The organism is Marinomonas gallaica (assembly GCF_001639745.1).
GTDB classification, from domain to species: domain Bacteria; phylum Pseudomonadota; class Gammaproteobacteria; order Pseudomonadales; family Marinomonadaceae; genus Marinomonas; species Marinomonas gallaica.
Genome location: NZ_LTAX01000021.1, coordinates 1 through 22,826 on the forward strand (window position 1 = coordinate 1; position 22,826 = coordinate 22,826).

General features: G+C 42.4%; 17 protein-coding genes and 3 pseudogenes. 11 read left to right on the forward strand and 9 right to left on the reverse strand.

Features of this window, described 5'->3' with window-relative positions:
- Positions 1-111 precede the first annotated feature (111 nt).
- From AYW76_RS19405 to AYW76_RS15430, 6 genes and pseudogenes are all read right to left on the reverse strand, one after another.
- Positions 112-216 (reverse strand): annotated as a pseudogene (locus AYW76_RS19405) (IS5/IS1182 family transposase); the annotation flags it as partial.
- 444 nt (positions 217-660) lie between these two features.
- Positions 661-1,632: pseudogene (locus AYW76_RS15410) on the reverse strand (IS5 family transposase).
- Between the two features lie 70 nt (positions 1,633-1,702).
- A complete protein-coding gene (locus AYW76_RS15415) occupies positions 1,703-2,098 on the reverse strand; it encodes a RidA family protein (protein ID WP_407943025.1) in 396 nt (131 codons plus the stop codon).
- Between the two features lie 159 nt (positions 2,099-2,257).
- On the reverse strand, positions 2,258-3,814 hold the full coding sequence (locus AYW76_RS15420) for a BCCT family transporter (protein ID WP_067222669.1): 1,557 nt from the start codon (positions 3,812-3,814) through the stop codon (positions 2,258-2,260).
- 68 nt (positions 3,815-3,882) lie between these two features.
- Positions 3,883-4,893, reverse strand: a complete 1,011-nt coding sequence (locus tag AYW76_RS15425; RefSeq protein ID WP_067222672.1) for a dipeptidase — start codon at positions 4,891-4,893, stop codon at positions 3,883-3,885.
- Between the two features lie 13 nt (positions 4,894-4,906).
- Positions 4,907-6,352, reverse strand: coding sequence for an aldehyde dehydrogenase family protein (locus AYW76_RS15430; RefSeq protein ID WP_067222676.1), 1,446 nt, complete (start codon positions 6,350-6,352; stop codon positions 4,907-4,909).
- A gap of 93 nt (positions 6,353-6,445) precedes the next feature.
- Between AYW76_RS15430 and AYW76_RS15435 the strand changes: the two genes are divergently transcribed.
- The 4 genes from AYW76_RS15435 to AYW76_RS15450 all read left to right on the forward strand — a co-directional run bounded on the left by AYW76_RS15435 (position 6,446) and on the right by AYW76_RS15450 (position 10,823).
- Positions 6,446-7,339: a LysR family transcriptional regulator gene (locus AYW76_RS15435; RefSeq protein ID WP_067222681.1), complete on the forward strand. Its 894-nt coding sequence runs from the start codon at positions 6,446-6,448 to the stop codon at positions 7,337-7,339.
- 235 nt (positions 7,340-7,574) lie between these two features.
- Positions 7,575-9,296, forward strand: a complete 1,722-nt coding sequence (locus AYW76_RS15440) for a hypothetical protein (protein ID WP_067222685.1) — start codon at positions 7,575-7,577, stop codon at positions 9,294-9,296.
- Positions 9,296-10,045, forward strand: coding sequence for a DUF3726 domain-containing protein (locus AYW76_RS15445; protein WP_067222688.1), 750 nt, complete (start codon positions 9,296-9,298; stop codon positions 10,043-10,045). The genes AYW76_RS15440 and AYW76_RS15445 overlap by 1 nt, the downstream gene beginning before the upstream one ends.
- Before the next feature lie 37 nt (positions 10,046-10,082).
- Positions 10,083-10,823, forward strand: coding sequence for a TSUP family transporter (locus AYW76_RS15450; RefSeq protein WP_082866260.1), 741 nt, complete (start codon positions 10,083-10,085; stop codon positions 10,821-10,823).
- 231 nt (positions 10,824-11,054) lie between these two features.
- On the opposite strand, the pseudogene AYW76_RS15455 reads toward AYW76_RS15450, so the two are convergent.
- Positions 11,055-11,880 (reverse strand): annotated as a pseudogene (locus tag AYW76_RS15455) (IS5 family transposase); the annotation flags it as partial.
- Between the two features lie 290 nt (positions 11,881-12,170).
- Here AYW76_RS15455 and AYW76_RS15460 point away from each other — a divergent pair.
- The 7 genes from AYW76_RS15460 (at position 12,171) to AYW76_RS15490 (ending at position 19,819) form a co-directional block, all read left to right on the forward strand.
- Entirely contained in the window at positions 12,171-13,166 is a 996-nt protein-coding gene (locus tag AYW76_RS15460) for a LysR family transcriptional regulator (RefSeq protein WP_067098962.1), read from the forward strand.
- A gap of 472 nt (positions 13,167-13,638) precedes the next feature.
- A complete protein-coding gene (proV, locus tag AYW76_RS15465) occupies positions 13,639-14,811 on the forward strand; it encodes a glycine betaine/L-proline ABC transporter ATP-binding protein ProV (RefSeq protein WP_067222689.1) in 1,173 nt (390 codons plus the stop codon).
- 33 nt (positions 14,812-14,844) lie between these two features.
- On the forward strand, positions 14,845-15,822 hold the full coding sequence (gene proW / locus AYW76_RS15470) for a glycine betaine/L-proline ABC transporter permease ProW (protein ID WP_067222693.1): 978 nt from the start codon (positions 14,845-14,847) through the stop codon (positions 15,820-15,822).
- Between the two features lie 25 nt (positions 15,823-15,847).
- Positions 15,848-16,870: a glycine betaine/L-proline ABC transporter substrate-binding protein ProX gene (proX, locus tag AYW76_RS15475; protein ID WP_067222695.1), complete on the forward strand. Its 1,023-nt coding sequence runs from the start codon at positions 15,848-15,850 to the stop codon at positions 16,868-16,870.
- Between the two features lie 72 nt (positions 16,871-16,942).
- The gene (locus AYW76_RS15480; protein WP_231872633.1) at positions 16,943-17,911 is read left to right on the forward strand and encodes a GlxA family transcriptional regulator; all 969 of its coding nucleotides are present in this window, start codon (positions 16,943-16,945) and stop codon (positions 17,909-17,911) included.
- A 34-nt stretch (positions 17,912-17,945) separates the two neighbouring features.
- Entirely contained in the window at positions 17,946-18,701 is a 756-nt protein-coding gene (locus AYW76_RS15485) for an SDR family NAD(P)-dependent oxidoreductase (RefSeq protein ID WP_067222699.1), read from the forward strand.
- 125 nt (positions 18,702-18,826) lie between these two features.
- The gene (locus AYW76_RS15490) at positions 18,827-19,819 is read left to right on the forward strand and encodes an isopenicillin N synthase family dioxygenase (protein WP_067098975.1); all 993 of its coding nucleotides are present in this window, start codon (positions 18,827-18,829) and stop codon (positions 19,817-19,819) included.
- Positions 19,820-19,972: 153 nt separating this feature from the next.
- Here AYW76_RS15490 and AYW76_RS15495 read toward each other — a convergent pair whose 3' ends face one another.
- Together AYW76_RS15495 and AYW76_RS15500 are read right to left on the reverse strand one after the other, a co-directional pair.
- Positions 19,973-21,478, reverse strand: a complete 1,506-nt coding sequence (locus tag AYW76_RS15495; RefSeq protein ID WP_331709460.1) for a BCCT family transporter — start codon at positions 21,476-21,478, stop codon at positions 19,973-19,975.
- 226 nt (positions 21,479-21,704) lie between these two features.
- Positions 21,705-22,814, reverse strand: a complete 1,110-nt coding sequence (locus tag AYW76_RS15500; protein WP_067222701.1) for a hybrid-cluster NAD(P)-dependent oxidoreductase — start codon at positions 22,812-22,814, stop codon at positions 21,705-21,707.
- Between the last annotated feature and the right edge of the window lie 12 nt (positions 22,815-22,826).

The window sequence follows — 22,826 nt, forward strand, 5'->3', positions numbered from 1 at the left end:
AAAATCCGATTAAGAATGCTTAATCGGATTTTCTTGGGCTATTTAACTTAATGCAATCCTTAAGTGAACAGCATTAACCTTCAGGGTGGCTTTTATAACTGTCGAAAAATTTAACCCGAAGAACCATTGATTTCCTTTCTTAGCTTTATGCATTTTTGGATAACTTGATTTTGCTTTATTTTTGGTCGAGTTAGCGGCTTCAATGATGGCGCCTTCTTTGAAGTAAATGGCGTTCGTCCAAGCTTAAGCTTCACCAGCAAGTGACTGAAGTTTATGATGGTTATGTGGTTAGGTTTCGCACCTTCTAAGGAGACGCATAATCGAAGATTTTCCTGTTCTGATGTCGAATTATGGACATAGATTGAATAATGCTCAGGATGATGGGGGCTGGCATTCTGAGTTTTTACGGATGAAGTCAATAAAGGCTCGAAGAACTGCTGGCATATTTTTCTTGCTATGGTAGTAAAGATGATACCCCGGATACGATTGGCACCATGGCTCCAGCACTCTAAGGAATATGCGATTAAGTCAGCTAATTAGCACGAAGTCACAGCTGACTTGATTTGCTTTGCTTTTCAATTAGCCAAAAACCTCAGTTTTTTGCCTATCTTGTTCCCTAGTTGGAGGCTTTAAAGCTCCAACTACCGTCATCAAGACGGATTAACCCCGTACAGACCTGATCATTTGATCCACTCGCAGCATGTTTCCCAGTGCAAACAACACCGCGAGCTTATTATCATTTTTGGATAATCCTTTATAGACCGCTTTACGGAACCCAAACTGGCACTTCACTATCCGAAACGGATGCTCTACTTTTGCTCTGATACTGGCTTTTATGTACTCCGTATTGATGGGCTTATTATTAATACGGGGATGTTTCTTCCATTCCCGAAACTTGCTTGGCACCTCCGCAATCAATCAGTCCAACTTCTTATCTTTGGTTTCCTCACGTTTTTCTACGCCACAATAGCCTGAGTCGGCAGAGACAAACGTCTCATCGCCATGCATGAGCTCAGTGATTTGGTTTAAGTCATGTTCATTGGTAGAAGTGGTGGTGAAACTGTGCACCAAGCCACGTTTAGCATCGACCCTAATATGCGCTTTAAGCCCGAAGAACCATTGATTTCCTTTCTTGGTTTGATGCATTTCTGGATCACGTGATTTGGCTTTATTTTTGGTTGAACTAGCCGCCTCAATAATAGTCGCGTCAACGATGGTGCCTTCTTTGAAGTAAATACCTGAGTCTGATAGCCATTTGTGGACTTCTTTAAATAGCTTTCGTCCAAGCTTATGCTTCTCCAGTAAGTGCCTGAAATTCATAATAGTGGTGTGATCAGGTATCGTACCTTCTAAGGATAACCCAGCAAACAGCCGCATAGAGGTAATTTCGTAAAGCGCGCCCTCCATGGCTGGGTCTCCCATGTTGTACCAGTTCTGCATAAAATGAATACGCAACACAGTAGACAAAGGATATGGGCGACGACCGTTACCTGCTTTTGGATAGAAGGGTTCAATTTGGGCTTCAAGCTGCTGCCAAGGAATCAATTCATCCATTCGACCAAGAAAGGGTTCTTTGCGAGTTTTGCGGCGTTTGCTGGCAAATTCGGTATCGGCGAAGGAGAGTTGATTCATGGTTGGCTGAAATAGTAGTTGTCTTAAGTCGGCGTGATTGTCTCATGTTACCGACTTAATCGCATATTCCTTAGTCTTGTGAGGGTACGATTGCATAGGCAACCACTTCACATAACATTTCTTCTCTTGCTAAGCCTGCAACTATCATGGCTGCGCGGTTAGGGTAAGGTGCAGAAAAGTATTCAGCGTAAACCTTATTAAATACTGGAAGTTGAGATCTATCTGTAACATAGATAAGTACTTGAGTGACATGGTTCATCGTCAATTCAGCTGCTTCTATCGTATGCTTCAAGTTATCCATTGTTTGGCGTGCTTGGGCTTCTATTCCGCCCTCAACGACTTTACCTTCTTGATCAATTGGAATTTGAGCTGTCGATAGTTGCCCGTTAGCAATGACTGCCCATTCAAGTGGTGCTTTGGATGCGAAAAGGTCTGTTTTAACTGGGGTTTTGATTGGCTGAGTCATAGTATTGGTCTGTCCTATGTGTTTTCTATCAAGAGTGAACTCTGAAAACTGCAGAGTGTGCACCTAGAAAGGGAGCCGAGGCTCCCTTCAATTTATTGCTGCCCTTGCTATTGCCTTACCCACAGGTTCCAGCAAAGAGTTTATGGCTGTTGCACTAGGTTATAAACCTTGCTCATCTGCCATCTTCTTCGCAATTTTTGGTGCAGTCCAAAGTGACGGTAGTAGTACCAAAGAAACGGGTACCGCAGTGATCACGATGAAAGATTGCAAGGCAGAGATACCGCCAGAACCGATCGAAATCAGCAGTGCTGCGACAACCCCCATCATGATGCCCCAAAACACACGGATAGAACTTTGTGGATGGTCTGTTCCTGTCATAACCATAGATACGGCATAGGTCATTGAGTCACCTGTTGTTGCGACAAAGATAGTCGTCAAAATCAGGAACAAGACAGAGATCATGAAGCCCATGGGTAATTGTTCTGTGATAGCTAGTAGTGCTGCTGGTAGGTTGAAACCTGTGAAAGGTTCAGAGATGACACCTGGATTTGCGATTTCAAACGCTAAACCACTACCACCAACGATTGTGAACCAGAATGTTGTGATGATAGGTGCGACCACAGAGATCAATAACACCATTTGACGAATGGTACGACCACGTGAAATACGTGCGACAAACATGGCCATAAGTGGACCGTAACCTAAGAACCAGCCCCAGAAGAATACTGTCCACCAGTCTAACCAACCTGGACTAGCACGGAATGTTGCCATAGGGATGAACTGATCAAGGTAGATACCAAAAGAATGAAGGTAGCTATCAATAATGAAAGCAGTTGGGCCAAACAGTAGAATGAAAGCGATCAGAACAACAGCAAGGATGACATTGGCACGGCTCAAAACTTGGATGCCTTTAGTCACACCACTGACCGCTGAAAGCGTATAAATACCTATCAAGGAAAGTAGGATAACAAGCTGAGTTGTGTAGGTATCAGGAATACCAAATAGTTTTTCTAAACCAAAGCTAACCTGTAGACCTAGGAAGCCGATTGGGCCAACAGTACCGGCTACAACAGCAAGTACACAACTTGCATCAACGATCGCACCGAATGGCCCAATCATAACCTTGTCACCAAACACAGGGTAAAGCAGCGTTCTTGGCTTAAGTGGTAGACCTTTTTCATAGTGTAGGTACATGAAAACGATACCGGTTAAGCTACCCAAGATTGCCCATGCAAGAAAGCCCCAGTGCATAAAACTTTGTGCTAATGCGTTATATGCCGCTTGCGCCCCTTCTGCTTCACCAAATAATGGTGGTGCAGAAGTGAAATGAGCCATAGGCTCTGCTGCTGCCCAGAATACACCGCCGCCTGCTAACAGGGTACACATTATGATTGAAATCCACTTAAAGGTGGAAATTTCAGGATTCTTGATACCACCAAGTACGACTGCACCAGAACGGCCAATGGCTAGGAACAAGCCAATGATAAAAGTTAATAATAAGAGTACTTGCCAATAGGCACCAAAGAATTCGGTCGATGTCGCAAATGCTGTATTTACCCAAGATGAAACCATATTGATGTCATAAAGGGCGGCAATGACGAAAAGCGCTAAACCACCACCACTGATGAAAAACACAGGTAGATCTACTCCTGCTAATAAACCAGTGCCCTTACTCGGTTGATTTGGCTGTATGCCGTCTTGAGAAACTCTACTCATGGTAGTCTCCTAAAGGATATTTATTTTTTATATTTATTGGGGGTATCCGGCGCTAACGGCTATATCCGTTAACTTAGGTTATCTTTTGATAGGTTCTGTGGTGTCAATCCTTCGTCGAAGAATCGTAACCAGTTTTGGCCCATTATTTTTGCTACCTCAGTTTGATTAAAGCCTCGATCAAGCAGGCCTTTGGTGAGATTTGGGAAGTCTCGACTATCCTTAAACCAAGTGAGTGGTTCAGGCCACTCCGCATTGGATTTAGACCCTTCGCCGTAATCCTTTGTTTTTGACCAACGGCCATTTCGCATCCATTCAAGAATAGAAAGCGGCTGCTGCTGGCATAAGTCTGTCCCTATACCAATATTGTCTATGCCCATTAAATCCGCTGTATTGGCTATCATGTCGCAGAACTCATCAAGGCGGCAGTTCGATCCATTCTTAAGGTGGAATGGATATAAACTGAAACCTAATAAACCGCCTGATTCAGCAAGGTTTTTAAGTAATGAGTCAGATTTGTTGCGTTTTGCTTCATGAAAACTCAGTGGATTAGCGTGAGAGATCACAATGGGTCGCTCTGATATTTCTATTGCATCAAGTGTGCTGCGCTCGCCGCTATGGCTCATGTCGACTATCATGCCAACACGGTTCATTTCCTTGATGGCTTGTTTACCAAAACGGGTAACCCCGCTATCGACTGATTCATAACAACCGCAAGCCAGCAGGCTTTGGTTGTTATAAGTCAGTTGCATGATCATAAGGTTCAGCTCGCGCATTATCTCGATCATGGCAATGTCGTCTTCAATCGGTGAGCAATTCTGAGCGCCAAACATGATGCCGACACGGCCTGTTTGTTTGGCGATTCGAATATCATCAGCACAGCGAACCGGCATAATTAGGTCAGGGTTACGCTCAAAATGAGTATTCCATTCACCAATACGCAATAGTGTTTCGCGGATTTGTTCATGGTAAACAATGGTCGCATGTACCATGGTGACACCACCTTCTTTTAGCTGTAAGAAGATGTTTCTGTTCCAATTTGAGTATTGCAAACCATCTATGACGATAAGATCCTGATGCATGGTTCACCTCTTGTTATGTGCGCATATAGGTAGTTTTTACTACGGTGTAGAACTCTTTCGCATAAGTTCCTTGCTCTCGTGGACCAAAGCTTGAATCTTTTCGTCCGCCAAATGGCACATGGTAATCTGTTCCGGCTGTTGGCAAGTTGATCATGGCGCAACCTGTTTTAGCATTTCGCTTGAAGTCGTTAGCGTATTTCAAAGAGGTCGTACAAATACCACCGACTAGACCGAAGTTTGTATCGTTCAGTGTTTTCAGTGCTTCTGAGTAATCAGCAACTTTGATAATGCACGCAATCGGTGCGAACGCTTCTTCGCGGTTGATTGTCATCTGGTTTGTCGTGTTAGTGAACAGTGCGGGTTGCATGTAATAACCATCTGCTTCTTCTGTTAGCACCTCACCACCGTATGCCAATTCGCCGCCTTCTTTCTTAGCAAGCTCAAGATAAGATAGGTTTTGTTCCATTTGACGTGCATCAGCAACCGCACCAATGTGAACACCTTCTTTAAGAGGGTGACCAACAACCAGTTTTTTCATGCGCTCAGTCATTTTGGCAACGAACTCGTCGTGGATGCCTTCTGTAACAATTAGGCGTGAAGAAGCCGTACATTTTTGACCTGTACCACCGAAAGCGCCACCAACAGCGCATTCAACCGCGTTATCAATGTCTGCATCGTCTAGAACGATTAGCGCATTTTTACTGCCCATTTCTAGCTGACATTTGATCAGGTTAACTGCAGTTGCAACTGCGACTTTACGGCCAGTTTCTAAGGAGCCAGTGAAGGTAAGTGCGTTGATTTCTTTTGAGTGTATAAGCGTATCACCCACTTCAGCACCAGGACCCATTACTAGATTTACTGTGCCTGCAGGGAGACCTTGACGAGAAATAATTTCTGTCAGAGCCCAAGCACTTGCTGGTACCTGATTAGCGGGCTTCCAAACAACTGAGTTACCGTATGCAAGTGCGGGTGCAATTTTCCAAGCACCCGTTGCCGTTGGGAAGTTCCAAGGTGTGATGATACCCACAACACCAACAGGCTCACGGCGGGTTTCAATTTCAACGCCAGGACGAACTGAATCAGTGGTTTCGCCCATTTGACGAAGTACTTCAGCGGCATAATAGTGGAAGAATTGACCTGAGCGGTAAGTTTCGCCAGCGCCTTCTGCCAGTGTTTTACCTTCTTCTCGGGCAAGTAGTTCACCTAGCTCATCTTTACGTGCAATTAGCTCATCACCAATAGCCATCAAGACAGAGTATCTTTGCTCTAGACCGCTTTTCTCCCATTCAGCTTGACCTAATTTAGCTGCTTCGATTGCTGCAAGTGTTTGCGCTTTATCTGCTTGAGCATATTTACCAATGTTATCTTTGGTGTCAGCTGGACTAATGTTATCTATATTATTTTTGTTTCCATCAACCCATTCGCCGGCGATGTAATTACGAAAAACTGAATCGGACATGATCTACTCCTATGTGGTATTGGCATCATATTAATTGCCATGTTTTAATAATAAAAATTAATAATTAATATTAAACGATAAGGTAATTTTATTATGATGCCGGAACTTAAAATTACTCAGCTACGTCACTTTGTTTGGGTTGCTGAGCTTAAGGGCTTTCATGTGGCGGCTGAACGGGCTCATAGAACGCAGCCTGCGATTTCCTTATCTATAAAAGATTTGGAAAGTAAACTTGGGGAGTCTGTGTTTGAAAAGCGTAAAACAAAATCGGCCAAGGCTGAGTTGACACCCTTTGGAGAATTATTTTTACCTAAGGCGAAGGAACTTATTGCTCATCATGACCGTATTGCACAAGACATGATGTTGATGGCTGATCATAAAGCAGGTCATATCCGATTAGCGTCTGTTCCTTCTATAGCAAGTCAGGTCTTACCCGAATTACTGCTTGAGTTTGTTGCGGATGCGACGGAGCTAAACGTTAGTTTCTTTGATGATAACTCTGATGCTGTCCTTAAAATGGTTGAAAACCAGCAGGTAGATTTTGGTATTGCCAGCTTATTCCATGAAGAGGAACATTCGGATAAAACCTTTGAGGCTATCTGGGAAGATCAGATAGGGGTTGTTTGCCCTAAAGATCATCCTTTAGCTAAATTTAAAGGAATTCATTGGAAAACTTTGTTAGACCATCGATTTATTAGTAATGGTACGTCGCGCTTGCTAGAGGATAGCGAGGCGAGCCCGTTACTTGGCCGTTCCCAATTTTATATTTCTAATATGATCTCTTTAATTGCCATGCTTGAAGCTGGCGTAGGGATCACAACCCTACCTAAGTATGCCTTTCCTAAAGAGAGCTCAACTTTGTGTTTCATTCCTTTGGATACGCCTGTTGTAGTGCGCAAAATTGGTTTAGTGCAGCTTAATAATAAATCTTTATCACCAGCTGCAAGTGCGCTCGTTGACTTTATTCTGAGCAAAGCAAAGCGTTAATAGGCTGGTTTTTATTGATAATGATCAAAGAATTGAAAAGAGCTCATTTTTTTATGTAAGGATAAAAGCTAGTAAAATTAATGATTCCAAGTGTTTTGATTAGAAGGGCTTATCTAATGATATGGCTTTTTGATTTGATGGGAGAGGGCGCATGATCAATGATAAGACCATCAAGTGAAACATGAAATTCACTAGGAAGATAATTTTCAATTACTAAAATAAGAGAGTGTTTGCCATGACCACGCCCGCCGCGATTGAATCCTCGTTAAGAGGAAATAATGCGTTGCCACTCCGGCCTATCGATCAGGTAATGGATTTGGAGCGATTAGGTGCTATGCACCAAAGCCGCTTAAGCTTTATGCGCATCTTGGTTCGCCATGTGATGCGTGAGCGTTGGCAGATAAATATGACTACTATGTCTTTGAATAACGAAGGTTATGGTACAGCTATTTATGAAATTCAAACACCTCATGATCTGTTTAGCTTTGTTATCTTTTCCGATTATCTGTCTCCAAATGAGCGAAATGATCGGGTAATCGCTTCAAAGTGGGATCTTACAATGGCACTCGTGGCTGGTAAAGTTGATGAGGTTTACGTTGAAGGTTTACGCCAAAACGTCCCTAAACAAGAAGCGGGGCGAGTTGACTCGCGTGTCTTTGTCTTATCCCGCGCTAACCGCAGTGCCCGTAACTTCGAATACGTTGTTGATCAACTAGCAAACGGCGGACAGCCAGACATTAGCAAGATAGCTAAAGTGGGTTATCTATATCGAACAACAGCAGTTTACGGTAGTGGTAAATTAGGTATGGCGGATTGGGAGAAAGTATCAACTCGCTGGCCTGATTTTGCACGACCTTTCTCAGCAGAGATGTTCGTGTGCTTTATGTTGAGAAATTTTAGTTTGTTCCAAGCTGAACATATTGCTGAAAAACGTACTCCAGCGACCTATAAGCCAATGAATCCCAAAATTAAGCGTTACTTTGGGATTGGTAACTCAACGGGTTTAGGTATGGCACCTTACCTCATGAACCACCCTCTGTTAATTAACCAATGGGTTGAGATGCGAGAGCTTGCTCTGGCAAGAGTTAGGCTGCTTGGGCTATATGACGAGAGTGCAAAAGTGAAACTCGAGAGTTTAATCAGCCGTGTACAGAGTCATATGGCGGAAACAGAAACGGAAGACGAATGGCAAACAAACAATAATATTGCTGTTATGGCTGATCTTGAGCAGTTAAAAGCACGTCTTGATCTTGGTGTAGACAGTTGGAATAGCTTGATTGTCTGGAGTGAAGAGGCTTGCTCTCTGCAAGGGCAAGAGCTTCTAGTTTCTTTGTTACTAGAGCTTCACCCTGAGTTGGTTGACGACTTAGAGGGCTATCATGGTTCTGAAGAGTTTTTAGATCTAGATCCTGTTATGCCGTTGCAAACACTTAAGCAGGTGATTGAAACCCGTTATGCATGGGCATTGAAAATAGACTTTAGTGAAAGTGGTTCTAGAGACATTTTCTGGTACAGATCAGAAGAGAAGATGGAGCCGAGATTAGGTCAAGCTGCGACAGAAAAAGGGAAAGACAAACAAATGGCATTAGGTGTGGGTTATGCCGTACGTAAATGCTATGACCAGCTGTGCGAATATATTAATGAGTTCCCAGAACATTCAACCGCTCGTTTTATGGTTACTAAGCCAAAACTGAGAGGTATTGTTAGACGTATTCAAAGCATGAATCGCTGTGTTTACGGTGATATTCAGGCCAACTTGCTTGATAAAAATGTACTTCCTATGCATTTGTTAAGAGCTAAACTTGCCTTCTTTGGAGTGAGCAAATTTGATCCTAAATCCAAACTATGGGTGCGAAACACTATGTTTCAAGGAGCGCCTTTGTTAGAAGATATTGGGGCAAGTTTTAGTGATGATTGGTTTATGCCATTGGCGCCGAAAGCGGAGGAGAATGTCTAATGCATGTTTCTATGAATGAGTTGAAAGCGGCATTACGACGTTGCTTTGAAGCGGCCAACTATTTTGTTGGTAACTATGAAGATGCTGCCAACATGATCCTATGGTTAGAAAAGCATGGCTTAAATGGGCTGCAAGAGCTACAAAGAACTTTGCCTTATATTAAAGAAGATAGGAATAAGGATATGAGTACCGTAATTTATGAAGACAGTACGTCTGCTATTATTGATAGTCATGGTCGTAGCGCGCTGAACTGTATTGCTTCAGCGGTTGATCTAGCTCATGCAAAAGCGCTTGAATGTGGTATTGCGACTATCAGTGTACATAACTGTCATAACCGTAAGTTTATATTAAAAGCACTTACTGACTGCGGTCGCCGTGGTATAAGTGTGGTGGCTTACTGGCGCAATGGGGCGGATGTGGTAACTGAATATACGGCAGCGATAAATGCGGGTGCTCGCTATCCTTCTTTTAGCCAAGCTGTAACGAACCTTGAGAGCAATGAACAGGACAAACAGGCTTTGACCATTATTTGTAGTTCTCGAGTTGATTTAACCTCTTCTTTGCAAAACTCTAATGATCATCAAACTCGATTCCATATGAGTGCGAAAGAAATTACTAAAGAGAAAGAAAAGACCATAGATAATGGCATCGAAATTGATGAAAAACTTTGGCAAGAGATCAATCAAATCGGCGCCGCTGTTTTGGTAGAGAACTCTGAACAGTCAAGACAGGGTGCTGGTGCAAATTAAGCTTAGTCTGTCTAGCAACAACAGAAAAGGGAATTAAGTGCTCCCTTTTTCTGTTTTTGCTTATTGTGCTATAGACCTTCTATCACTGACGATTGTGATCTTGGGGATTATTGTTCAGGCAAGGATAGGGATAGGTTTTGCGCTTTTAAGCGCGCCTCTACTCTTCATCATCAATGAAAACTACATGCCTGGCCCTATTTTAATTTTAGGCTTTATCTTGTCTCTTTTATTGTTCTTCAGCGAAAAGCAAAGCTTATCCCTTAAATTAGTTTTACCCGCTCTCGCTGCTCGCTTTCCCGGCTCTTGGTTCGGTGTTGTTATCCTTGTTTATCTGCCACAATGGCTACTTGGTCTGGCTATAGGGGTGAGCCTTTTGTTTGCTTCGCTACTTGCTTTTATTAAATTTTCCATTTCTTTAAACGCTAGAAACCTGTTTTTAGCCGGTTTTTTTTCAGGATTTTCTGGCACTATCACTTCTATCGGTGGGCCAATTATGGCGCTTATTTATCAAAATGAAACGCCTGTTAACACGCGTAAGGCTTTGATTACCTTTTTCTTAATTGGAACACCTACTTCTATTTTCTTGTTAGTTTTGGCAGGAGAGCTTAGTCAGCAAGCCTTTGTACTCAGTGTGAAAATGTTGCCAGGTGTTTTGATAGGTTTTTTACTATCAAGGTATAGGTTATTTGTCGTGATCTCGCCGAGTAAAAAAATTATCATTTCTTTATCGGTTTTTTCAGCCTTAATTATTATTGGGAAAAGCCTACTAATGTTATAATTAATAATAATTTATTCGCTTTACGTTATGATGAGTTGTTTTTTTTAGCTTTTTAATTTTATTGCTTTTGTAAAAAAATACGTTTATTTTCTTTGCTTTTTTCTTGTTTCTGACCTTGGTTTAAAGTTATTATCGAGGCTTAATTAGAAAGCTGATTTTTATGAACTGGTTTTAAGTCTTAAGGAAAGTGTTCTCAATTCAGCTAACTAACACTAAATCACGGTTGATCTTATCATCTTTTGATGGACCTTTATAGACAGCTTTTCGGAAGCAAAACTGGCACTTGAGTATTCTAAACGGGTGCTCTACTTTTACTCTGATGGTTGCTTTAATGTACTCAGTATTGATGAGCTTTTTATTAATACGGGGATGCTTCTTCCATTCCCATACTTTGCTTGACATCTCTGCAATCAAACAGTCCAACTTCTTATCTTTGGTTTCCTCAAATTTTTCTGCGCCACGGTAGCCTGAGTCGGTAGAGACAAACGTCTCATCGCCATTCATGAGCTCAGTGATTTGGTTTAGGCCATGTTCATTGGCAGAAGTGGTACTGAAACTGTGCTCCAAGCCACGTTTAGCATCGACTCCAATATGTGCATTCAACCGAAAGAATCATTGATTTCCTTTCTTGGTTTGATGCATTTCCGAGTCACGTGATTTTGCTTCATTTTTGGTTGAGCTAGCGGCTTCGATAATAGTTGCGTCAACGATGGTGCCATCTTTGCAGTAAATGCCTGAAGTTTATGATGGTTGTGTGATCAGGTATCGCGCCTTCTAAGGATAACCCAGCAAACAGTCGCATAGAGGTAAACTCGTAAAGCGCATCCTCCATGGCTGGATCCCCCATGTTGTACCAGTTCCGCATATAATGAATACGCAACATGGTAGACAAAGGATATGGACAACGACCGTTACCTACTTTTGGATAGAAGGGTTCAATTTGGGCTTCAAGCTGCTGCCAAGGAATCAATTCATCCACTCGACTAAGGAAGAGTTCTTTACGAGTTTTGCGGCGTTTGCTGGTAAATTCGGTATCGGCGAAGGAAAGCTGGTTCATGGTTGGTAATAATCGTAGTTGCCTTGAGTCGGTAAGATTGTCTCCTGTTACCAACTTCCCGAGGGGCAGCATCAGTTTCGCTAAAATTTATTCGCTTTCCTCAACAATGTTGCTGTCTCGGTATTAAGTCGCTTGAGTATAAGCTTGTATTGTTTAGGTGGGCGGCTTTTGCTATTCTCAAAGTACTCATATAATATCTGCATTATCAGGTATTTAGCTTCCTATACTGCTTTATGGGTTAACAAATTCAGGCTGCGCTAGTATGAGTTTGTTGCCTACAAGGAATCTTAATGGCAAACCATATTGAACCGGATCAAATTCTTTTAAAAATGCCCTCATTACGAGCGGTAAAATCATTTGTGGCTGCGGCGAAGTATCAGAATTTCACACGTGCAGCAGAGGCGTTGTGTGTTACCCAAGCTGCCATCAGCCGACAAATTAGGGAATTGGAATCCGCGTTAGGTGTAGAGTTATTTAGACGCTCAGGAAGAACAGTGGAGCTGACGGAAGCGGGCACTATGTTTTATGATGCAGCGTATCTTTCCTTCGTCAATATCGCTCAAGCTGCACAGCGTATTCAAAATACACAACAATTAAAACAAGAACTGAGTATTTGTTGTACACCCGCATTTTCAGCTTTTTGGCTATCTCAATATTTGGGAGAGTTCTTAACGGAAAATCCAGATATCCATGTCAGTGTGATTTCCACCAGCAACTTGCTCAACGCCAGTTCTGGGGATCCAGGCGTTGCACCAGACCTGTTTATTAGTAAGATTAACGACCCGCGAGATGGTTACCATTCCATTCCAATTTTCCATGATATCGTCTATCCAGTGTGTTCTCCTGATTATTTAGAGAAGCATCCTGAGATCAATAAAATGAAAGGGTTGAGAGAAGCTGATCTGCTGAACTTAACGCCTTACGGTCGTTCGCAAGTTGCCGAGCATGTTGACTGGGATGTATGGCTTAGAACACTCGGCATGGAGATCGATCTTGCAAAGCAAGCGCATATTTTTAATGCCAATGATTACAGTATGCTAGTTCAGCTTGCGATATCTGGCCAAGGTGTTTGTTTAGGTTGGCATCACTTAGTCGGTCGTTTAGTGCAAGAAGGAAAGCTCATTGCGGTTGGTGAAAAGCAGATCGTATACAAAGAAAAATGTCACTACCTTACTTATCAAGAAAAAATGGAAAACAACGAAGCTTTTACTAAGTTACGAAGTTGGCTTATTAATACTGTTTCGACAACTTTATCGGATGTTTCAATTCCTATCACTGGTGAATAATTTACCTAGAAACGGCTACCATTCGGTAGCCGTTTTTTTTGATGCTATTTATTCCGATCCTTACTTATACCCTCTGTTCATTTTCTCTTTTATAAAGTTTTAAGAAAAGAGCGCACATTCTTAATGAAATTAATCCCTTCATCTGAAAAAACAGCTATTTAAGCTCAATAATAGTGCCTGATTTTTAAGGTCACCTTAAAATATATACTTCCAAAAAGTCGCAAATTCAGATAATAAAAAATATAAAAATCATACAGTTATATTCTTTTTGGTTTCTTTCTTGTGCCATTTGATAGGCGAAATAGCATCATCTATTCGATTAATTACCTGCAGTTATCAATGACGCCGAAAATATGTGATTGGACGCTTCATCGCAAAATTCTTAACTTAGAGTTAGTCACTTTTTGACCAAAATAATAATTCAAAAAGCTCAATGCCATTGGTAACTGATTATGAGTACAAAGAGGAACATATGAGTAACACGCAAGAAATTCTTGAGGTGAATAACGTATTTAAAGTGTTTGGTAGCGCTCCAGACAAAGCAATGGAAATGTTACGTAACGGCGCTTCTAAAGAGCAAGTGTTAAGTGAAACTGGCCAAAATGTGGGAGTGTTTGACGCCAGTTTTTCAGTAAAACGAGGCGAAATATTTGTCATTATGGGATTGTCCGGTTCCGGGAAATCGACCCTCGTACGTTTATTAAACCGCTTGATTGAGCCCAGCTCAGGATCAATCAAATTAAAAGGTCAGACCATTACCAATTTAGCAGATAAAGATTTACTAAATGTTCGCAGAAACGATATGAGCATGGTGTTTCAGTCATTTGCATTAATGCCACATATGTCGGTGATTGATAATGCGGCATTTGGTCTGGAAATTTCTGGTGTTGATAAGAAGACTCGCCATGAAAGAGCCATTGAAGCGTTAGAACAAGTTGGCCTTGGCAGCTATGCCTACAGTCGTCCTGATCAATTGTCAGGTGGTATGCAGCAGCGTGTTGGATTAGCGCGCGCATTGGCCAATGATCCCACGATTTTACTTATGGATGAAGCATTTTCAGCGTTAGATCCTCTGATCCGCTATGAGATGCAAGGTGAATTGATCCGACTACAAAAAGAGCAAGAGCGTACAATTGTATTCATTTCTCATGACTTAGATGAGGCAATTCGTATTGGCGATCGTATTGCCATCATGGAAGGAGGGCGCATTGTCCAAATTGGCACGCCTGAAGAAATTATGAACAACCCTGCCGATGACTATGTAGCTTCTTTCTTCAAAGGCGTCGACACCACCAAGACCATCAAAGTAAAAGACATTGCGCAGACGAGTGCTCTCACTGTTGCGGTTAACCAACATCAAACTATCGATTTCTCTAATAATCCAAATGAGTTTGTCTACTTACTGGATAGCAACAATAAGTTTGTCGGCGTTGCGCCAAGTACTGTCAACGGTGACTTATCCCTTGAGAGTTTGATGGCTAATCGAATCACGCCTCAGTTTAGCGTTAATGGTTCAACCTCTCTTAAAGAATCCATTTCAATTGTATCCGAATCGCCATACCCCGTCCCAGTATTGGATGACAAGGGCGGTTATCAAGGCACTTTGTCGAAAGAGTATGTTTTATCACTCCTTGCGAATAATTAATAAAAAAGAGAACGAACACAAAAGGCACAAATTATGATTGATGTAAGTTTTTTAGATCCGTTTCAACAACTCACTATTCCTGTTGGAGAATGGGTTGAAGCTATGTTGAATTATTTAGTTCAGAATTTTCGTGATGTATTTCGTGCCGCACGTTGGCCAATTGATCAGATTCTGGACTTAGTAGAAGGTGTTCTTAGTGCCATCCCACCACTAATTGGCATCATCTTATCTGTTCTGTTTGGTTGGCAAGTAGCAGGTGCTCGAATGGGGGTTTTCTGCGCGATCACTTTAACCTTACTAGGGTTGATAGGGGTGTGGGAGCAGTCCATGGTCACGTTGTCTCTTGTTATTACCTCGCTGTTTTTCTGTGTTGTGATTGGTGTACCTCTCGGCATTTTGAGTGCTCGCTACGATCGAATGGAGAAAACGATTCGTCCTGTATTGGATGCGATGCAAACTTTACCTGCCTTTGTATATCTAGTTCCTGTCGTTATGTTATTTGGTATTGGTAACGTACCAGGTGTATTGGTGACCATTATCTTTGCTTTGCCACCATTGGTTCGTTTGACCAACCTAGGCATTCGACAGATTCCTGCCGATAAAATTGAAGCTGCACGAGCGTTCGGTTGTACCCCGCAACAGATGCTAGTCAAAGTTCAATTACCACTCGCAACGCCCACGATTATGGCTGGTGTAAACCAAACGCTGATGTTGTCTCTTTCAATGGTAGTCATTGCATCAATGATCTCAGTTGAAGGTTTGGGGCAAATGGTATTACGCGGTATTGGACGTCTAGATATGGGGTTGGCAACTGTAGGTGGTTTGGGTCTAGTCCTATTGGCTATTTTCCTAGATCGCTTAACCCAAGCAATGGGTGAACGTTCGAACGCCAGTGGTGCTGTTCGTTGGTTCCAAGTTGGCCCGATTGGCTTTGTTGTTTCTCTGTTTGGAGCTAATGCAGCAAAGCAGCAAGTAGTTAAACCACAACCTAAAAAAGCAACTCAAGAATAAGCATAATCAAGCAAAAGGAAACTCTATGAACACTGTTACGAATTTTCTAAAAAATGGCACGTTTAAAGCGACGTTAACAGCAGCAGCGGTTGCAACAATTTGCTCTTCTGCATTGGCGAATGATATGCCTGGTGAGGGTGTGGAAGTCACACCAATTTTCCCATCAATTGCTGAGGAGCGTTTTCGTGGTGAAATTGCCATGGCTGGCCTAGAAGCGCTAGGTTATGAGGTGGAAGAGCCAAAAGAATCAGAATACGCAACCATGCTTCTTGCACTTAGCTATGGTGACGCCGACTTTACAGTACATTTGTGGGATAAACTGCACGATACCTTTTATGAGAAAGCGGGTGGTGATGACACCATGCTAAAAGTGGGCAGTATTATGCCAGGCGTTTTGCAAGGCTATCAAATAGATAAAAAAACAGCTGACCAATACGGTATTACCTCTTTAGAAGATCTTAAAAAGCCTGAAATTGCTAAGCTGTTTGACAGTAACGATGATGGAAAAGCAGATCTTACAGGTTGTAACCCAGGGTGGGGCTGCGAGTTAGTGATTGATCATCATATCGAAGCTTATGGCTTAGGCGATTGGGTCACTCACAACCGCGGTTCATACTTTGCCTTAATGGCCGATACCATAGCCCGTTACCAAGATGGCAAGCCAGTGTTGTACTTCACTTGGGTACCTCAATGGATCGCAGGGGTATTGAAAGTGAATGAAGATGTGGTTTGGTTAGAGGTGCCATATACAGACCTTCCAGGAGGTGATAACGATGTTATCACGACATATAAAGACCAAAACTTAGGCTTTGCTGTGGACGAGGTTATGTCTGTAGTGAATAGAGACTTCGGCTTAGAAAATCCCTCAGCCATGGCGCTATTGTCACAGGTTCAAATTAGCTCAGATGATGAAAGTGCGCAAAATCTGAAAATGCGAAACGGAGAGAATTCTCAAAAAGATATTAAGCGCCATGCACAAGAATGGATTTCAGAGCACCAAGCTGAATTTAATGGTTGGCTAGATATCGCTCGTCAAGCTTCTAACTAATTTTATATCACTACAAAAAAGGCCAGAGCTTTCTGGCCTTTTTAACATTTAGATTTATTAATGAGGCATTGCTTGTCAAAAAGTATTGCAATTATCCTGTTACCTGGCTTCGCTTTAACATCATTTTCGCTGACGGTTGAAGCATTTAGTGTCGCCAACTTACTGTCTGAAAAAGATATTTATCATTGTACAGTTTACAGTGGTTCAGATAACCCAAAAAAAATGTCGGTAATTAGTTCAAATAACATCCCAATTCAAACGACAAAACACATATCTGAATTTGAATCAGCCGATATTATTTGTTTATGTGCTTATCAAGGTGCTTCTCGATATTATAATGACGCACTTAATTTTTTATTAAAAAAACATTATAGATCTGGAAAAAAACTCGCATCCTTATCTAGTGGCAGTTTTATTTTTGCCAAAGCAGGATTGCTCGCAAAAACTGCGTGTACGGTCACAGCAGAGCAAGAAGACATTTTCCGTGAGCTGTATCCAAAAGTGACGCTGCAAGAAAGCTTGTATACCGTGTCAGAGCAGATCTTTACCTGTCGTGGTGGTACCACTGCGCTTGATCTGATGATGTATTTAATTGGCATGGATAATGGTACTGAGCTTACTGAGCAAATTTCCTTGCGCTTCCAAAGTGACCGTATACGCACACTGGCAGAAATAAACAAAAGCAATCAGTACCTAAAGCTTCGACTTAAGGCGCCTATGCTGGGTGCGGCCGTTGAAATAATGGAAGCTAACATTGAAGAGCCTTATAGCATAGAGCGCTTAAGTGAAATGATTGGTAGCTCCGTACGACATTTAGAACAGTTATTCAAAAAGCATTTAAAAGTGACGCCTAATAAATACTACTTAAATATTCGCCTACAGCGTGTATTAAAGTTAGTTGAAGAAACCAGTTTACCTCTTTCAGAAGTCGCTAATGCCTGCGGATTTTCTTCGCACAGTTATATGGGGCAATGTTTCCGTAAAAAGTATGGTGATCATCCTTCAGCCTTTCGTAAGCGCGTATTGACTCAAGATCTTTAACCCTTTTTAAATACAAAAAATTGAAGGCAATCTTATGTTAACGAATAAATTTGCCATCGTAACCGGTGGCGGAAGAGGTATAGGAAGAGGTATTACGCTTGCTTTATTAGAGGCAGGCGCTACGGTCATGATTGTACAACGCCAGAGTTTAGACAGTACGCTCAGTCACAATAATAGGGTGCACTGGTGCCAAGCCGATCTAGCCGATGTTCACGCACCGCAGCAGATTGTAAAAGCCATACCAGAGCAGGTTAATACAGTGGACATACTGGTTAACAACGCTGGCTTTATGTTTGAGCTGTCTTTAGACGAAATGATCGAAGCGGATTGGGACCGCATGATGACAGTTAATATGCGTGCGCCTGTTTTTATCACCAAAGCCTTGCTGCCACTGCTTCGAGCAAAAGGGGCTGCGAGTATTATTAATATAGGTTCTATAGAAGGATTGGCAGCAAACCCACATCACATAGCCTATTGCGCTACAAAATCAGGCGTGCATGGCTTTACCAAAGCGTTGGCAGTGGATTTAGGCAAAGACGGTATTCGCTGTAATGCCATTGCCCCAGGCTGGATTAATACCGATCTAAGTGATCAATACATTGGTGCCCAAAAGAATCCTGCTCAAGCCCGAGAAGACTTATTAAGGCTACATCCCATTGGTAGGACTGGAGAACCGAGCGATATTGGTGAAATGGTGGCTTTTTTGGCATCCGACGCATCAAAATTCATAACAGGCCAAATAATCGTTGTAGATGGTGGTCGAACCAGTAAGTTACCACTCCCATTTTAGATTATAAGTAATATTGAAAGGTGTTAGAAATTGTTAGTTATATTCGTTTTTCTAATATCAGCCGATGACATGAAATTCCCATAATAGTGCTCTAACTCTAACAAAAGCATAACAGGAGAGAGTATATGTCAATCGAGATTCATAGCTATTTAAATGCTGAAGATACCGATGTTGAGAGCATTCCAGTCATTGATATCAGTCGCCTAATAAACGGTACCGATCCAGAAGCTGTTGCAAAGAAAATTGGCGACGTATGCGAACATTTGGGTTTTTTATACATCGTTAATCATGGCGTTAGCGCAGAATTAATGACCAAAGTTCAAGACTATACCGAAAAATTTTTTGCACTGCCGTTAGAGGAAAAACAGAAACTTAGCATAGAAAACAGTGGCGAAACGTTACGTGGTTATATTCCGATGTTTGGTGAAAATGTTGATCCAGAGTTTACTCAGGATTTTAAAGAATGTTTTGACTACGCCGCTCATGAAGAGCATGTATCACCATTTTTTGGGCCAAACCTGATGCCAGAATCGTCATTGCCAGGCTTTAAAGAAACGATGGAAGCTTACCATGCTGAAATGCTTAAACTAGCGAATAAATTAATCGGAGCCATTGCTTTAAGCCTTGGATTACCATTTGACTACTTCTACAAAATGCAGCAAAAGCCCATCTCTATTCAGCGTATTTTGCACTATCCACCGCAAACGGGTGCAATATCTCGTGAAAAAATTGGTATCGGTGAGCATACTGATTACGGCTTTTTAACCATTCTATCGCAGGATTCTGTCGGCGGCTTACAAGTAAAGAATCGTGAGGGGCAGTGGATAAGTGCCCCACCGATCGAGGGCAGCTTTATCGTAAACATTGGCGACTTGGTGCAAACGTACACCAATGATCGCTACATCTCTACTTACCATCGCGTGATTAACACCAGTGGTAAAGAGCGATATTCATATCCATTCTTCATGGATATGGACTTCGATGCTGTGGTGGAGCCTGTGGCAACTTGCGTGTCCGGTGAAACTCCAGCGAAATACTCGGCGTATACTTGTGGTGAACACAAGTTTCGTCGATTCGTTGATAGCTATGAACACCTTCAAGTTGAGAAGAGTGCTTAACGTTATCAGCATGGTACAAAAATCACCCTTTAGCCGTAAGGTCACCCTTACGGTTTTTTTAAATACTTTTCTAAGCGTGAAAAATCAAACACAAAAAAGCACCATTTGCCTCTCATCAAATGGTGCTTAGGTTTTGCTATGAGCAGGCTAAATTTAGCCTATCATACGTTTTTCATCCTGTAGGCCACGTAAAACGGAATAGCACATTAATACGCATAGTATGGCAAATGGAAATCCTGTTGCAATGGCCAGTGCTTGAAGTGAACCCAGACCACCGCCAAGTAGAAGGGCGATGGCAATAAGGCCCTCAAATAAACACCAGAACATGCGTTGCATTACTGGTGTTGTCTCAACTCCACCGGCACAAATAGTGTCTACAACAAGTGAGCCAGAATCAGAAGAAGTGATAAAGAACACTAATACCAAGACGATGCCTAAGGCGGAAGAGATCGTTGCGAATGGAAGCTCTTGAAGCATCACAAAAAGCGAAAGTTCTGGCGTCCAGTTTAAAAGAGTTTGTTGTACTTCCATGTAGCCTCCAACCATTTGCGAAATGGCATTACCGCCAAAACCGGCCATCCAAGCAGTACTAACTAGTGTCGGAACAAGTAACATACAGATAATGAATTCACGAATAGTTCTACCGACTGAGATTCTCGCGATAAACATCCCCACGAAGGGTGACCATGCGATCCACCATGCCCAATAAAGCGTGGTCCACCCATGGAAATAGCCTGTATCTTCACGGCCAACCCAATTTGAAAGAGCAGGCAATTCAATGAAGTAGCCTTTCAGCCCTAACAAAAAGGTCATCAAAATATCAGTGGTTGCACCGACAAAAACGATGAATAAAAACAACATAAGAGCCAACAGCATATTCAGCTCTGAGAGGCGTTTAACGCCGCCATCTAAGCCGCGATATACTGAAAACATAGCGATACCCGTGACCACTAGAATGATAATCACCATTAAGGTGTTATCTGCTTCGATACCAAAAATGTAGTTAATGCCTGCCGCGGCTTGCGTGGCACCATAGCCAAGCGATGTGGCCAAGCCCGCCAATGTTGCCAAAGCGGCAAACGTATCAATGCAGTGACCAGGCCAGCCCCACACTTTTTCGCCCAGAATAGGGTAGAAAGCGGAGCGAATAGTCATTGGCATTCCTTTGTTATAGCAAAAAATACCTAAACCTAGAGAGACAACGGCATAAGCTGCCCAAGGGTGAATACCCCAATGAAAAAGCGTGGCCGCCATCCCGCTTTGTACGGCTGTATTACGGTCAAAGCTAGGGATTAAAGTGCCGTCAGCATTAATGGTCGCTTCTTGGCCTAAGGGTGGGAATAATGTGTGCTGCATCGGTTCAAGCACACCGTAAAATACCAACCCGATACCCATGCCTGCAGCAAACAGCATTGAAAACCAACTGATACGTGAATAGGCGGGTTTAGCATTTACACCACCCAGTTTGATTTTACTGTACGGAGAGACGATTAAGTACAGACAAAACACCACAAAAACATTCATGCTGATGGCAAAGACCCAGTCAAATTGAGTCGTGAGCCAAGGTCTTAATGTGCCAAAAATATCGCTGGCGGTTTCTGAGAAGATTAAGCAAAAGGCAACCAAAAGCACTACTAAGCATGCGGTTAAACTAAACACGGATTGGTGAATATCGACACTAAATGGGCCGATTTTTACTTAGGCATTATCCTGTCCCGCTTGGTAGTCCGTCACGTAATTCGACTGTCTAGGTTTATTATCACTAGTCATAATTAGGTGTTCCTTTAAAGTTTATAAACGCAAATTAGCCTATAAACAGATTCGTTATTTCATTGATAGATTAAGTAGAGCGAGAGGAGGGCGCAGGGCGAACCCTGCGGGAGCGTTAAATCTCGATTTCAATATCACTTTTAACGCGAGTACAGCAAGAAAGAACATAGCCTTCTTCAATTTCTTCTTCTGAAATGCCGCCGTTATGATTCATGTCGTACTCGCCATGAATCACTTTTACTCGACACGCACCGCAAATGCCTAAGCCACAGGCTTTAGAAATGTTGACCCCAGCTTCAGCTGCGGCTTCATTGAGCGTTAAGTCTAGCCCAACTTCTTGCAGAATGCCCATTTCAGGAATTCGTAACATGACCGCAGGTTTAGGTTGTAAGTCTTCAAGCTCTGCTTGAGCGGCATGTTTTTCGGCTTGTTCAACATCTTTAATCGGTGTCTCACCAAAAGACTCTTCATGATAGCGACTCATGTCAAAGCCAGAATTTTCTAGCAGTGCGCGAATGGCTTTCATGTAAGGGCTAGGGCCGCAACAGAACACTTCACGTTCCATAAAATCAGGGGCAAGTAGCTGTAGCATGTGCGAATTAAGGTAACCGCGATAACCGCCCCAAGCTTCGCCCACATTAGTGCGTTCACAGATTAAATGCATTTTGAAGTTGTCTATCCGAGTAGACATGTATTCAAGTTCTTTTGCATAGATAATGTCTTTCGGTGAGCGGGCACTGTGCGCAAACACCATATCTACTTCTGAGTCGGTATTAAACCACCAACGAGCCATTGACATGACAGGGGTGATTCCGACACCACCAGATAGTAGAAGTACTTTGTCAGATGGAAAATCCATGCAGTTAAATCGGCCCACTGGACCGTGAACCGCTATTTGATCGCCTGCTTTTAGATTATCGTGTAACCAATTTGAAACGACACCGCCAGGTACTCGCTTCACGGTAATTGAGAAGCTGTAAGGAATTGAGGGTGAACTCGAAATTGTGTAGGAGCGCATGATGCGCTCTTCAGCAATATCAAGCTCCAATGTCACGAATTGACCAGGTTTAAAAAAGAACATCACAGGTTCATTCATACTAAAGGTGAAGGTCGTGACATCGTGAGTTTCTGGGATGACAGTCACACATCGAACAAGATGACGTCCATTCCCCCAGATTTGAGTGTTCATCGGATTTAAAAAATCAGATGCATTAAAGTCGCTCATAACATTCTCCCG

Bases quoted from the DNA above. Each gene is read 5' to 3' on its own strand.
- AYW76_RS15415 (WP_407943025.1), bottom strand. From the start codon at position 2,098: ATGACTCAGCCAATCAAAACCCCAGTTAAAACAGACCTTTTCGCATCC.
- AYW76_RS15420 (WP_067222669.1), bottom strand. From the start codon at position 3,814: ATGAGTAGAGTTTCTCAAGACGGCATACAGCCAAATCAACCGAGTAAG.
- AYW76_RS15425 (WP_067222672.1), bottom strand. From the start codon at position 4,893: ATGCATCAGGATCTTATCGTCATAGATGGTTTGCAATACTCAAATTGG.
- AYW76_RS15430 (WP_067222676.1), bottom strand. From the start codon at position 6,352: ATGTCCGATTCAGTTTTTCGTAATTACATCGCCGGCGAATGGGTTGAT.
- AYW76_RS15435 (WP_067222681.1), top strand. From the start codon at position 6,446: ATGATGCCGGAACTTAAAATTACTCAGCTACGTCACTTTGTTTGGGTT.
- AYW76_RS15440 (WP_067222685.1), top strand. From the start codon at position 7,575: ATGACCACGCCCGCCGCGATTGAATCCTCGTTAAGAGGAAATAATGCG.
- AYW76_RS15445 (WP_067222688.1), top strand. From the start codon at position 9,296: ATGCATGTTTCTATGAATGAGTTGAAAGCGGCATTACGACGTTGCTTT.
- AYW76_RS15460 (WP_067098962.1), top strand. From the start codon at position 12,171: ATGGCAAACCATATTGAACCGGATCAAATTCTTTTAAAAATGCCCTCA.
- proV (WP_067222689.1), top strand. From the start codon at position 13,639: ATGAGTAACACGCAAGAAATTCTTGAGGTGAATAACGTATTTAAAGTG.
- proW (WP_067222693.1), top strand. From the start codon at position 14,845: ATGATTGATGTAAGTTTTTTAGATCCGTTTCAACAACTCACTATTCCT.
- proX (WP_067222695.1), top strand. From the start codon at position 15,848: ATGAACACTGTTACGAATTTTCTAAAAAATGGCACGTTTAAAGCGACG.
- AYW76_RS15485 (WP_067222699.1), top strand. From the start codon at position 17,946: ATGTTAACGAATAAATTTGCCATCGTAACCGGTGGCGGAAGAGGTATA.
- AYW76_RS15490 (WP_067098975.1), top strand. From the start codon at position 18,827: ATGTCAATCGAGATTCATAGCTATTTAAATGCTGAAGATACCGATGTT.
- AYW76_RS15500 (WP_067222701.1), bottom strand. From the start codon at position 22,814: ATGAGCGACTTTAATGCATCTGATTTTTTAAATCCGATGAACACTCAA.